Origin of the sequence: Embleya sp. NBC_00888 (assembly GCF_045207655.1) — a bacterium.
Taxonomy (GTDB): domain Bacteria; phylum Actinomycetota; class Actinomycetes; order Streptomycetales; family Streptomycetaceae; genus Embleya.
The window spans coordinates 4,744,251-4,757,492 of record NZ_CP108784.1 but is presented as its reverse complement, the minus strand read 5'-3'; the positions used below and the strand labels follow the sequence as shown (position 1 = coordinate 4,757,492).

Sequence of the window (13,242 nt, the reverse complement as noted above, 5' to 3'; positions counted from 1 at the left end):
GATCAAGCCTGACAGACGTTCGACCGATCGGCGCACGGTGCCTTGTTTCCGGGCTCGACGGGTAGCCGCCGAACAGAAACCCGGACCGAACGATCGAGCGAGGCATCGGCCGAATCGGTCGCGGACCGCCACCGGACGACGAGGAGGGAGTGCGCGTGGACGCGTGGTTCGACCCGATCATGTCCTTCGCGGGCTCGCCGTGGGCCTACCTGATCGTCTTCCTCACCGCGCTCCTGGACGCGATGTTGCCGATCCTGCCGAGCGAGAGCGCGCTGATCGCGTGCGGTGTCTTCGCCACCGTCACGGGCTGGTCGCCCAACCTCTTCCTGCTCATACTGGCCGGCGCGATCGGCGCCTTCCTCGGCGACAACATCACCTACGCGATCGGTCGGTGGGCCGAACCGTTCGCGAACCGGCACATGCTCAGCGGCGAGCGCGGCCAACGGGCCCGGAAGCAGGCGGAACGCTGGTTGGCCGAACGCGGCGGCGCGATGATCGTGGTCGGCCGGTACATCCCCGGCGGTCGGACCGCGATCTCGCTGGTCGCCGGCATGGTCGAGTATCCGCTCGCGCGGTTTCGGGTGTTCACCGCGATCGCGGGCCTGACCTGGGCGATCTACGGCGTGATGCTGGGTTTCTGGGGCGGGACCGCGTTCAAGGACAGCCCGATCAAGGGCATCGGCGCGGGTCTGGCCACCGCCGCGGTGATCGCCGCGGCGGTCGAGGTCGCCCGCCGCGTCCTCGCCGCCCGCAACCGGCGCAGGCGACGCCGTGCCGGGGACGACGTGGACGGGCGTCCCGACGACGATGCGCCCGAGGAGCTCGAACCTCACGCGGCGCGAACCCGCCCGGTGGACCCACCGGCGCGTTGATCCCGCCCGCGCCGCGGCACGTGGCGACCCGGTGCCGAAACGCACGAGGCCACCGGGATGCCCCGATGGCCTGGTGCGTGTCGCCTGGTTCCGCCCGCGTGCTGCTCGCGTTACGCCGAGGGGTACGGGAGCGGCAGGACCGCGCTCGTCGGGAGCACCTCGACCTTGAGGTCGGGGTCCGGGCCCGCGCCCTGGAAGCGACCGAACTTGGGCACCGCGGTGCGGCGGTACTTGGTGGTCGAGTGCTCCGGGTCCTTGTCGAACGCGGGGATGACCTTGTCGCCGAAGAGCTCGATCATCTCGAGGTTCTCCTCGTGCGTCATGCCGTCGTTGATACCGAAGACGAGCTGGTCACAGCCCACGTTCTGGTATGCCTCGACCTGCTCGCACACCTCGTCGGGGGTGCCGACGAGCATGTAGCCACCCTTGATCAGCTCGTCGAGCAGCTCGTCGCCGCCCATCGAGAGGTCGAACGTGGGCGACGGCCAGGTGATCGCGTCCGCCGACTTGGGCATGGTGTCGTGGTACAGGTTCACCAGGGTGACCAGGTAGCCGCGGCCCTTGCTGAGCGCGATCTCGCGGGCACGCTTGCGGTCGGACAGACAGATGACGGCGTTCGTCATCATCACGTTGTTGTTCTGGTAGTCGCCGATGATCTCGACCGGGTTCTCGGCGGCTTCCTTGTAGGCCTCGATGCGGCCCTTGAGGTTGTGGACCGGTTCGAAGTTGAACGCGATCGCGCCGATGCCCATCGAGCCGGCCTTGCCGAAGGTGGCCGGGTTGCCGCAGGCGACCCAGATCGGCGGGTGCGACTCGCCGTACGGCTTCGGGTGGATGTCGTGCGGGGTCGGCACGGTGAAGTGGTCGCCCTCGAACGTGTAGTCCGTCTGCGCCCACATCCGGGGGATCTCGCGAACGACCTCGTCCCACTCGGTCTTCGTCGAGTTCTTGTCCATGATGTTGAACGAGGCCATCTCGTGGCTGCCCGCGCCGCGACCGGTGCCCCACTCGAAGCGGCCCTCGGTGATGTGGTCCATCATCGCGGCGCGCTCCGCGTAGCGGACCGGGTGCTCCTTGCGCGGCGACAGGCTGTTGATGCCGGTCGCCAGGTGGATCCGCTCGGTCTTCGCCGCGACGTAGCCGATGACGACCTCGGGAGCCGACATGTGGCTGTACTCGACCAGACCGTGGTGCTCGCCGAACCAGGCGTACTTCCAGTTGTGCTTGTCGGCCTTGATGGCCAATTCCATCTCGCGCATGAGCACGAGGTGCTCGCTCGCGCGATCGTGAGCGGCCGGACCGGGGGTGTACCCGTTCAGGAAGATGCCGAACTCCACGTGGAGCCTCCCAAAATCGCCTGGTTCAACCAGCGCTGCGTACGCCTGTATGAGGTCTGCGTACGGGACAGTATGCGAGCGTCGGCCGGAACTTTGTTTACACGTGGCTAACGTCACGTCAGATGTCAGGCGCCGCCCGGGACATCGAGCTGACGCATAGTCAGATCCTCTCGCGGCAAAGGCCGAAGATCCAGCGGAACGGCCCTTTGTGGCCCGCGACACCCCTGCCGCGACCGCGCGGAAGCGCCCCGATGAACGCATCGGAAAACACCGACCGGCCCGAAATCGAAGAGCGGTCGACAATCACCGCCGCGCTTTTAGGGCAAGATCGTTTCGACGGGCGAAATGGGGCGCGTTCAACCCGCCTTGGTACGCGCCAACAACAAGGTCACGTCGTCCCGATGACCGGTCAGGTCGGCAAGCCCGAACAGGCGCTCCGCGGTCGCCTCCAGATCCAGGCCCCGGCTGCGTTCGAAGCGGTGCGCGAGCCGTTCCATGCCCCGGTCCAAGGACAACTGCGGACCCTCGACGAGCCCGTCGGTGACCAGCACCAGGGTCTCCCCCGGGGCCACGGTCAGCGTCGTGCACGGATAGCCCTGATCGGCCAGCATGCCCAGCGGCAGCCCGCCCTCGACGTCCTCGATCCGCGGCGTGCCGGCCGGATCCGCGAGCAGCAGCGGCGGGTGCGCGGCACGCGCGACCCGGAGGCTGCCGGTGGCCGGGTCCAGGTAGGCCAGCGTGCAGGTGGCGTAGGCCGGGCCGGGGAACCGGTCCAGGAAGTCGTTCACCAGGGCGAGCGTCCGGCCGGGGTCCGGGGTGACCACCGCGTACGCGTGCAGCAGGGTGCGGATCCTGGCCATGATCGGCGCCGTGCCCGCACCGTGGCCCTGGACGTCGCCGACCACCAGCGCGACCTGGCCGTCGTCCAGCGTGAACACGTCGTACCAGTCGCCGCCCACGCCGAACTCGTCCTGCGCGGGCCGGTGCCGCACGGCCAGCTCCAGGCCGGCGACCGGCTCGGGGTGGGACGGCGTCACGCCCGCGCGAAACGCCTCGGCGAAGTCGCGGTACGGCGGTGGCGGGACCGGCTCGGTGCCCAGCGCGCGAGTGACCCGGCCGGCCACGTCCGGCGGCATCCCGCCCGCCGCGGAGGCCGCCGCGGCGTCGGCGTACCAGTCGGTGCGGATCGCCATCAGCGTGTGCGACTCCTCCTGCCACGCGTCCGTGCTGACCGTGAGGCTGCCGTCCTCGCCCTGGTACACCCGCCAGGCGGTCGCCGGGTCGTAGCGGTGGTCGCGCGTCCCCGACGAAACCAACAACCGCCCGGGCCCCGCACCGACCGCACCCATGCGCCCTCCTCCTCACACCCGACCGACACAAGTCCCAACGCCCAAACCCCCCCAAGGCAACGGCCACTGCGCCGAACACGCACCCGAACCCCCACCCCACCCTCCGCACCCAACCCGACAACCCAACCAACTCCAGCCCACCGCCACCCGAGGACAAACAGGCCACAACCCAACCCAGCCCGCCCGGCACCCGAAGACAGGCAGGCCGCAACCCAACTCAGCCCGTCCGGCGTTTGAGGACAAAGCAGGCCGCAAGCCGGCAAGCCCACGACAACGAACAGCCAACCCAACCCGTCCGGCGCTTGAGGACAAGCGGGCCGCAACCCAACCCAGCCCGTCCGGCGTTTGAGGACAAAGCAGGCCGCAGGCCGGCAAGGCCACGACGACAGGCAGCCAATCCAGCCCGTCCGGCGTTTGAGGACAAGGCAGGCCGGCCCGGGTCGACCCACGCCCACCGGCAACGGCCGCGCCGCGTGCGTGTCGGCCACCCCGCCTAGCCTGAAGGTATGTGCCGAAACATCACGACGCTCCGCGGACTCGACCCCGCCGCCACCGACGTGGAGATCGAAGCCGCCGCCCGTCAATACGTCCGCAAAGTAGGTGGCGTGCAGACCACGTCGACCCGCACCGAGGAAGCCGTCGAGCGCGCCGTCGCCGCGATCGCCGAGGCCACGAAGGTGCTGCTCGCCGAGCTCCCCGAGCGTCGCCAACCACCCCCCACCCTCCCCCCGCTGCGCCGCCGCGAAGCCGCCGCACAGGCCGCCGCCGAAGCCGCCCGAGCGCACACCCACCCGCACACCCACCCGCACGCCGAGGAGCCCGCCGACGCCCGCTGACCCCCCTCGCGAACCCCCACCAAACCCCGCCGAACCACCGCACAGACCACTTCGCGGGCCACTCCGGGGCCACTCGGGTACGGGTCGGAAACGACTCGGAAAAGCCTTCGCCGACAGGCGTGGACACCCGCCTCGGACACCCGGTTGCCGGCCTGCGCCGCGTTATGGTGGATGGTCCCCGCCGCCCCCTTCGAGGAGCCTCACACACCGTGTCTGACTCGTTCGTTCACCTGCATGTCCACACCGAATACTCGATGCTGGACGGAGCGGCGAAGAACGACAAGCTGTTCGCCGAGGTGGCCCGCCAGGGCATGCCGGCGGTGGCCATGAGCGACCACGGCAACATGTTCGGCGCCTACGAGTTCCAGGGCACGTCCAAGAAGCACGGCGTCAAGCCGATCATCGGCATCGAGGCGTACGTCGCCCCCAGCACCCGGCACGCCCGCCGCCCCGAGTTCTGGGCGCCCGGCGGCAAGCGCGCCCCGAGCGAGGACGGCGAGGGCGGCAAGGACGTCTCCGGTGGCGGCCGGTACACCCACATGACGATGTGGGCGGAGAACGCCCAGGGCCTGCGCAACCTGTTCCGGCTCTCCAGCCTGGCGTCCATCGAGGGCTACTACATGAAGCCCCGGATGGACCGCGAACTGATCGCGCGGCACCACGAGGGCATCATCGCCACCACCGGCTGCCCGTCCGGCGAGGTGCAGACCCGGCTGCGCCTGGGTCAGTACGACGAGGCGATCAAGGCGGCCTCGGCGTACCAGGACATCTTCGGCAAGGAGAACTACTTCCTGGAACTGATGGACCACGGCCTCGACATCGAGCGCACGGTGCGTCAGGACCTGCTGCGGATCGCCAAGGAGCTGAGCATCCCGCTCCTGGCCACCAACGACTCGCACTACGTCACCGAGGACCAGGCCGACGCGCACGACTCGCTGCTGTGCGTGGGCGTGGGCAAGAACAAGGCCGACCCGAACCGGTTCAAGTTCGCCGGCACCGGCTACTACATCAAGACCTCCGACGAGATGCGCCGGCTGTTCGCCGAGGTGCCCGAGTCCTGCGACAACACCCTCGCGATCGCCGAGCGCATCCTGCCCTACGACGAGGTGTTCGCCGAGGTCAACCGGATGCCGCAGTTCGACGTCCCGGAGGGCGAGACGCAGGCGACCTACCTGCGCAAGAAGATCGCCGCGGGCCTGCAGCGGCGGTTCGGCGACAGCCCGAGCCAGGAGGTGCTGGACCGGATCGAGTTGGAGATGGGCGTGATCACGCCCATGGGCTTCGACTCCTACTTCCTCGTGGTCGCCGACATCTGCCAGTACGCCCGGGACAACGGCATCCCGGTCGGCCCCGGTCGCGGCTCGGCGGCCGGATCGATGGTCGCCTACCTCACCGGCATCACCGGCCTGAACCCGCTCGACTACGACCTGCTGTTCGAGCGCTTCCTCAACCCCGAGCGCATCAACCCGCCGGACGTCGACATCGACTTCGACGACCGCCAGCGCGACCAGATGGTGCGCTACGTCACCGAGAAGTACGGCTCGGCCTACACCGCACAGGTCAACACCTTCGGCACGATCAAGGCCAAGGCCGCGATCAAGGACTCCAGCCGGATCCTGGGCTTCCCGTTCGCCACCGGCGACCGCATCACCAAGGCGTACCCACCGGACATCATGGGCAAGTCGATGCCGCTGGCGGGCATGTTCGACAAGGACCACGCGCGCTACACCGAGGCCGGCGAGATCCGCGCGCTGTACGAGTCCGACCCCGAAGTGAAGATGGTGATCGACACCGCGCGCGGCATCGAGGGCCTGACCCGCGGCACCGGAGTGCACGCCGCCGCGGTCATCCTGTCCTCGACGCCGCTGATCGACCTGATCCCGCTGCACCGGCGGGACAAGGACGGCGTGATCATCACCGGCTTCGACTACCCGTCGTGCGAGTTGATGGGTCTGGTCAAGATGGACTTCCTGGGTCTGCGGAACCTGGGCATCATCGATCACGCCATCAAGATCATCAAGGCCAACCGGGGCATCGACGTCGACATCGAGAAGATCCCGCTCGACGACCCGACCACGTTCGATCTGCTCTCCCGGGGCGAGACGTTGGGCGTGTTCCAGCTCGATGGCGGCCCCATGCGCGCGCTGCTCAAGCTGATGAAGCCGACCGAGTTCGAGGACATCTCCGCCGTCTCCGCGCTGTACCGGCCCGGTCCGATGGGCATGAACTCGCACATCAACTACGCACTCCGCAAGAACGGGCAGCAGGAGATCACGCCCATCCACCCGGAGTTGGAGAAGCCGCTCAACGAAGTCCTGGGCCCCACCTACGGTCTGATCGTGTATCAGGAGCAGGTACAGCGTGCCGCGCAGGTGTTGGCCGGCTACAGCCTCGGCCAGGCCGACCTGCTGCGCCGGGCGATGGGCAAAAAGAAGAAGGAAGTCCTGGAGAAGGAGTTCATCCCGTTCCAGGAGGGTTGCCGCGAACGCGGCTACGGTGACGAGGCGATCCAGGCGGTGTGGGACGTACTGGTCCCGTTCGCCGGCTACGCGTTCAACAAGTCGCACTCGGCCGCGTACGGCCTGGTTTCCTACCAAACGGCCTATCTCAAGGCGAACTTCCCCGCCGAGTACATGGCCGCGCTGCTCACCTCGGTGGGCGATGAAAAGGACAAGATGGGCATGTACCTGGCCGACGCCAGGTCGGCCGGCATCCGGGTGCTCTCGCCGGACGTCAACGAGTCCGTGGCCGACTTCACCGCCGTCGGCTCCGACGTGCGATTCGGCCTGCGGGCGATCCGCAACGTGGGCGACAACGTCATCAACGACATCGTCGAGGCGCGCACGAGCAAGGGGAAGTTCAACTCCTTCGCCGACTTCCTGACCAAGATCGGCCTGCCCGCGTGCAACAAGCGCGCGGTCGAATCGCTGGTCAAGGCCGGGTCGTTCGACGCGCTCGGGCACACCCGCCGGGCCCTGGTGGACGTCCACGAACAGGCCCTGGACGCGGTGGTGGGCCTGAAGAAGCAGGAGGCGGCGGGTCAGTACGACCTGTTCGGCGGCGGCGACGAGGCCGCCGCGGAACCGGCCGTCGGGCTGGACTTCACGCTCACCGACCAGGAGTGGCCGCGCAAGCTCAAACTGGCCACCGAGCGCGAGATGCTCGGCCTGTACGTCTCCGCGCATCCGCTCGACGGCGCCGAGCACATCCTGTCCCGACACCGCGACACCTCGATCACCGAGCTGAAGAACTCCGGCCGGACCGAGGGTCAGGTGCAGTTGGCGGGCCTGATCACCGGCATCCAACGCAAGGTCAACAAGAGCGGTTCGCCGTGGGCGATGATCAACCTCGCCGACCACGACGGCGAGATCGAGGTGTTGTTCTTCCCGCAGTCGTACACGCTGGTCGCGCACGCGCTGGAGGAGGACGTCGCGGTCAGCATCAAGGGCCGGCTCAACGAACGCGACGGCGCGCTGAGCGTGTTCGGCTCCGAACTGGTCCCGCTCGACATCGGCTCGGCCGAACACGGCGGCAAGGCCCCGGTGTGCCTGCGGCTGCCCACCACCAAGGTCAACGAAAAGCTGGTGAAGGACATCAAGCGGGTGCTCTCCTCACACCCCGGGGACAACCCGGTGCACCTGATCCTGGAGAGCGCGCGCATGCGCACCCGCTACAACCTGGACTTCCGGGTCAACCCCGAGGGCGGCCTCGCGGGCGAGATCAAGTCGATGCTGGGCGCGGGGGTCTGGAGCATCTGAGCCGGTCCCGAACGGGCCGGACCGACCGAGGGGTCGGGAGCACGAGGATCACGCTCGTGCTCCCGACCCCTCGGTTGTCTCCGCGGGCCCGGCCCGGTCCGCGGATCCCTCACTCGTCTCCGCGACCGACGGCCTGGGGCCCTCAGGCGTGCGCGCGGTCGTACTCCTCGCGTGCGATCAGCACCTGCGCCATGTGGCCCTCCAGGTGCTTGATCAGGTCGAGCAGCTTGGCCGCCGTCGCGGCGCCCAGTTCGGTGAGCGTGTACTCCACCCTGGGCGGGATCGCGCTGTGCACCTCGCGGAGCACGAAGCCGTCCCGCTCCAGCGCCTGCAAGGTCTGCGCCAGCATCTTCTCGCTGACCCCGTCGACCCTGCGGCGCAGCGCGTTGAAGCGCATCGGGCCGTCGTACAGCCCGCCCAGGACCAGCACGCCCCAGCGGCCGGTGATGTGCTCCATGGCCGCACGCGAGACGCACGCCTTCGCGAACACGTCGAACTCGAACTCCGGGGTCGGGTCCGGCCCGGTCTCGGTCTCGGTTTCCATCGCTGCCCCCTTCGTCGTGTGCGTCTGCGGCTGCGTCGGCATGCTTTGAGGCTACCTCCGAGTCAGCACTTTCGAAAGTGCTGCGCTCTCCCAACGCTTGCGCTTTCGAAAAGTTAGTGCAATCGTTTGGACAGCGGCCGGACGACGGGTTCGGCGCGGAAGAGAGGAAGCTCGCCATGATCGTCGTCACCGGAGCCACCGGGCAGTTCGGCCGCCTCGTCATCGACGCCCTGCTGGAGCGCGGCACCCCCGCCTCGGAAATCGTCGCCGCGGTCCGTACGCCGGCCAAGGCCGCCGACCTCGCCGCCCGCGGGGTCGAGGTGCGCGAGGCGGACTACGAACGGCCCGAGACCCTCGTACCGGCCTTCACCGGCGCGGACAAGCTGCTCTTCGTGTCCAGCAGCGGTCCCGAGGCGGACCGGATCGCCCAGCACGCCGCCGTGGTCGCCGCCGCCGCCGAGGCGCGGGTCGGGCAGTTGATCTACACCTCCATCTACGCCGCGAGCGAGAGCCCGCTGGGCCTGTCCCGGGTGCACCGCGACACCGAGGCGCGGATCGCGGCCACCGGCCTGCCCACCGTGCTGCTGCGCAACGGCTGGTACACCGAGAACTACACCGGCTCGCTGGCCGGCGCCGTCGAGCGCGGCGCGGTCGCCGGCTCCGCCGGCGAGGGCCGGATCGCGTCCGCCTCGCGCGCCGACTTCGCCGAGGCCGCGGCCGTCGTACTGCGCAGCGACGACCAGGCCGGGAAGGTGTACGAGCTCACCGGCGACCACAACTGGAGCCTGGCCGAGCTGGCCGCCGAGACGGCGAAGCAGAGCGGCAAGGAGATCGCGTACGCGAACCTGCCGGCCGAGCAGTACACCGAGATACTCAACGGCGTCGGCCTTCCGCCGTTCCTCGTCGAGCTGATCGTGGACGCCGACGTCCAGATCTCCGACGGCGCGCTCGCCGGCGTCACCGGCGACCTGTCCGGCCTGCTCGGTCGCCCGACCACGCCGCTCGCGGACACGGTCGCGCTCGCGCTCAAGGGCTGACCGCGCACCCGTTCCGACGCCTCCCGACACCAAGCGCCCCGAGCACGGCAGCAGGCCGGGGCGCTTCGGGCGTTTCAGGCGCTTCGCACGCTCTTGGCGCGTGGTGTCGGGAGGCGCGGATCGCCTCCCCCACGCGCTCGACCGGGTGGAAACCGCGCCGGGTACCCGCCCTCGGCACACCCGTCCGGTCCCGCCCGACCGACTGCGAGGACACCCCGAGCACATACGAACGGTGCCTGCCCGCGACACCGCCGCTTCACCGGGTGAACAACTCCCCCGGAGCCGCCGGGGCGAGCAATCGCCGGAGTGCGGTGGGGGTGTACCCGAGTTCCTTCCGCACGGTCCGGGAAAGGTGCGCCTGGTCGGCGAAACCGAGGTCGACGGCGAGTACGGCCAAGCCGACCTCGCCGGCCTCCAGCCGATCCAGCACCGAACCGAGCCGAACCCGGTTCCGGTATCGGGTGATCGAGACGCCCATCTCCCGGGAGAACACCCGACTCAGCCGGAACGGTGACACCCCGATCGACTCGGCCAGCGAGAACAACGCGCCGGAGGCGGCGTCACCGGTCGTGATCGCCTCGCGCGCCGCCGCGACCAGTCGCCGATCGTCGGGCGCCGACTCGACCGGACGCGATCGCGCCGGCATCCGGTCGACCGCGTGCCGAATCAGGGTCAGCACCTGTTCGGCCAGCGCGTAGTCGACATCGCCGTCCTCGGCGGCCGACAAACACCTTCGGTGCGCGAGGTCGAGTGCCGCGTCGACGTACAGCGCCGAACACGCGGGTCGGCGACCCGGCTCGCCGGCCGCATCCGCCCACAGTTCCGGCGCGACCCGCACCGACGTACACACGTCGCCACCGGCGGGGTGTGCGAAACGCTCCTCCTGCTTCGGGACGCCGAAATAACCGACGGTCGGGTCCAGGTCGACGTCGACACCGTCGACCCAACGCCGAAATCGGCCACTGCGCACCAGCACGATCCGGTGGTCGTCACGCTCCTCGGGCGACGTCCAATCCCGATGGTCACTCCGGCACCGCACCGCACTCACCACGAACGCGGGCCGATCGACGACATCCACAACGGACAACACACCTCCACGCTACGCCCGCCCCCCGACACCACCCCCGCACCGGCACCCGGCCCTCGCCCGCCCGCCTTGCCCTGCACGCACAACACATGCCTTTCCGGCACCCTCGCCGCCGCCACGCGCTCACTCGCGACGACCGCATCTCATGCCCGCTCTCGCCCCCTTCAGCCGGCACCCCACACCGCTGCCACGCTCGCCCCACCGGGACTCACGCATCGAGCCGCCGCCGCATCCACCCGCCTCCGCCCACGCAACGGCCCCACCCCGGCCCGCATTTCACGCCGCCCCCACCACTACCTCGCCTGCGCTTCACTCCACCCCGCTCCGCGCGGCCTCGACCTGCGCCGCACGCCCCCGGCCCGCTTTGATCCACGCCCCGGGCAGCCTCACGCCCACCCCCCGACCGGCCCACACACCCCGCCTGAGCCGTCACGTTGCCCCACCGCTGCGCCCGCCCCACCACCACACTCGCCCCACCTTGATCCACGCCCGCGCAGCCTCCGTGCCCACGCCACGTTGGCCGCACCGCACGCCGCCCCCGCAGCTGCCCCGCCCGGGCCGGCGCCCACTCCGCTCCACCCGCGACCCGCCTTCACCCGAACCCCACACCCGTGCTCGCCCCGCCGCACATCGCCACCCGCCCGCCCCGCGTGGTCCGCGCAAGGATGTTCAAGACCCGGGGGCACGTGGGCGGCAGGCTCGTAGTGGGCGTGTATCGCGCCTTTGATGCTTCGATTCGGACCGGAGGATTGCCATGACGCGCATCCGAGAAGAGCGCATCGTCGAAGCCGACGCCGATGACGTCTGGGCGATCATCGGCGAGTTCGAGACGGGTCCGGTGCGGATGGCTCCCGGGTTCGTCGTGGACAGTCGGCTGGAGGAGCCGGGCACACGATTCGTCACCTTCGCCAACGGCATGACCGCCCGCGAGCGCCTGATCGAGCTCGATGCCGAGGGGCGCAGCTTCACCTACGCGGTGACCGGCGGCAGTGTCACGCCCACCCACGACCGGGCGACCATGCGGGTGCGGCCGACGGCCGAGGGTCGCTGCGTCTTCAGTTGGACCCGCGACGTACTTCCCGACGGTGTCGTGGAGCCGATGCGGCAGGCGATGGCGTACGGCGCGGACCTGATCAAGCTCACCATGGAGGACCTGGCCAAGGCGGCCGGCCGGGCGGGTTGAGCCCGGCCGCCCGCCCCGATTCAGCCCAGTTCGGCCTCGATCAGGTCGGCCGCGCGACGGGTACCGCCCTCCGCGAGAGCATCGGCCCGCAGTTGGGCGGAGCGCGCGGCCACCTCCGGGTCCGAGGTCAGCGCGAGGAGCGCGCCGCGCAGGGCTTCCGGCGTGGCGTCCTCGGTGTCCAGGCGGCGGGCCACGCCCAGCTCGACCAGCCGATCCGCGTTGCCGAACTGGTCGACGCCCTGCGGTACGGTGATCATCGGCACACCGGTGATCAGCCCTTCGCCGCTGCCACCCATCCCCGCGTGCGTGACGAACGCGTCGGCCTGCCGCAGAATGGCCAACTGCGGCACCCAGGAGTGCAGTTCCACGTTGGCCGGGAGTACGCCGAGATCCGCCGGGTCGGTGTGCCGGCCGATCTGGAGCACCACGTGCCACCCCGGCAGGTCGCCGAAGGCGACGAGACACCGCCGGTAGAACTCCGACTGTCGGGTGAAGGCCGAGCCCAGCGAGATCAACAGCACCCGCTCCGCGCCGACCGGGCGGGTCCACTCCCCCTGATCCTCGCGGCGACCCGGGCACGGGCCGACGAAGTCGACCACGTCCGGGTCCACGAGTTCCGCGTTCGGCTGCATCGCGCGCGCGACGGTGGCCACCACCCGGCGCGGCCGTCCACCGAACGTGTCCACGTCCGTGGTGGTCGCACCGGAGTCCGCCAGCCAGGCCGCGAAGCGCGCCCAATACGCGTCCGCGCCCGGCAACTGCTTCATTCCGGGCAGCACTTCGTCCTCGTACCCGCGCCAGGCCACGTATGTCGGCGACAGTTGCACGATCGGCCGGTCCTGACGCTCGGCCAGCGCGCGGGCGGCGTACGCGCCGATGTCGTAGAGGTACAGGTCCGCCGGGTCGTGGTCGTACGCCGCGCGCAGTTGCGGCAGCGCCTGGATCGCGTCGTCCAGGAACACACCCATCGCGGCGATCGCATCGGCCGGCCAGTCGTTGTCGGCGACCGGCAGTGTGGAGCGGTACGGCACGAACTCGGCGCCGGTCGGCGCGATCAGTTCGGCGACGGCGGGGTCGTTGGCGTAGCTGACGCGGTGGCCGCGATCGGCCAGTTCGCGGATGACTTCGAGGCTGGGCAGGACATGGCTGACGGCGGGGATGCCGATCATCGCGATGTGCGCACGGCGACGTGACATGAGAGTTCTCGTTTCGGATCTACGGCGGGTGGACACGGCAGCC

Annotated in this window: 10 protein-coding genes; 5 read left to right on the top strand and 5 right to left on the bottom strand. The window is 69.8% G+C overall.

The window, feature by feature from the left end:
- Positions 1-155: 155 nt before the first annotated feature.
- Positions 156-872, top strand: a complete 717-nt coding sequence (locus tag OG948_RS20045) for a DedA family protein (protein WP_406297836.1) — start codon at positions 156-158, stop codon at positions 870-872.
- 110 nt (positions 873-982) lie between these two features.
- Here the strand turns inward: OG948_RS20045 and OG948_RS20040 are convergent, their stop codons facing one another.
- Positions 983-2,209, bottom strand: coding sequence for an LLM class flavin-dependent oxidoreductase (locus tag OG948_RS20040; protein WP_395864547.1), 1,227 nt, complete (start codon positions 2,207-2,209; stop codon positions 983-985).
- 356 nt (positions 2,210-2,565) lie between these two features.
- Positions 2,566-3,558, bottom strand: a complete 993-nt coding sequence (locus tag OG948_RS20035; RefSeq protein ID WP_406297834.1) for a PP2C family protein-serine/threonine phosphatase — start codon at positions 3,556-3,558, stop codon at positions 2,566-2,568.
- 506 nt (positions 3,559-4,064) lie between these two features.
- On the opposite strand from OG948_RS20035, the gene OG948_RS20030 reads away from it, so the two are divergent.
- Together OG948_RS20030 and dnaE are read left to right on the top strand one after the other, a co-directional pair.
- Entirely contained in the window at positions 4,065-4,394 is a 330-nt protein-coding gene (locus OG948_RS20030; RefSeq protein ID WP_406297833.1) for a DUF2277 domain-containing protein, read from the top strand.
- A 209-nt stretch (positions 4,395-4,603) separates the two neighbouring features.
- Complete coding sequence (gene dnaE, locus OG948_RS20025) at positions 4,604-8,152, top strand: DNA polymerase III subunit alpha (RefSeq protein ID WP_406297832.1); 3,549 nt, start codon at positions 4,604-4,606, stop codon at positions 8,150-8,152.
- A 142-nt stretch (positions 8,153-8,294) separates the two neighbouring features.
- On the opposite strand, the gene OG948_RS20020 is transcribed toward dnaE, so the two are convergent.
- Positions 8,295-8,696, bottom strand: a complete 402-nt coding sequence (locus tag OG948_RS20020; protein WP_406297831.1) for a winged helix-turn-helix transcriptional regulator — start codon at positions 8,694-8,696, stop codon at positions 8,295-8,297.
- A 176-nt stretch (positions 8,697-8,872) separates the two neighbouring features.
- On the opposite strand from OG948_RS20020, the gene OG948_RS20015 reads away from it, so the two are divergent.
- A complete protein-coding gene (locus tag OG948_RS20015) occupies positions 8,873-9,733 on the top strand; it encodes an SDR family oxidoreductase (RefSeq protein WP_406297830.1) in 861 nt (286 codons plus the stop codon).
- Between the two features lie 256 nt (positions 9,734-9,989).
- On the opposite strand, the gene OG948_RS20010 is transcribed toward OG948_RS20015, so the two are convergent.
- Positions 9,990-10,823, bottom strand: coding sequence for a helix-turn-helix transcriptional regulator (locus OG948_RS20010; protein WP_406297829.1), 834 nt, complete (start codon positions 10,821-10,823; stop codon positions 9,990-9,992).
- Positions 10,824-11,574: 751 nt separating this feature from the next.
- On the opposite strand from OG948_RS20010, the gene OG948_RS20005 reads away from it, so the two are divergent.
- The gene (locus OG948_RS20005) at positions 11,575-12,003 is read left to right on the top strand and encodes an SRPBCC family protein (protein ID WP_406297828.1); all 429 of its coding nucleotides are present in this window, start codon (positions 11,575-11,577) and stop codon (positions 12,001-12,003) included.
- Between the two features lie 20 nt (positions 12,004-12,023).
- On the opposite strand, the gene OG948_RS20000 is transcribed toward OG948_RS20005, so the two are convergent.
- Positions 12,024-13,199, bottom strand: a complete 1,176-nt coding sequence (locus tag OG948_RS20000; protein ID WP_406297827.1) for a macrolide family glycosyltransferase — start codon at positions 13,197-13,199, stop codon at positions 12,024-12,026.
- Positions 13,200-13,242: the final 43 nt, after the last annotated feature.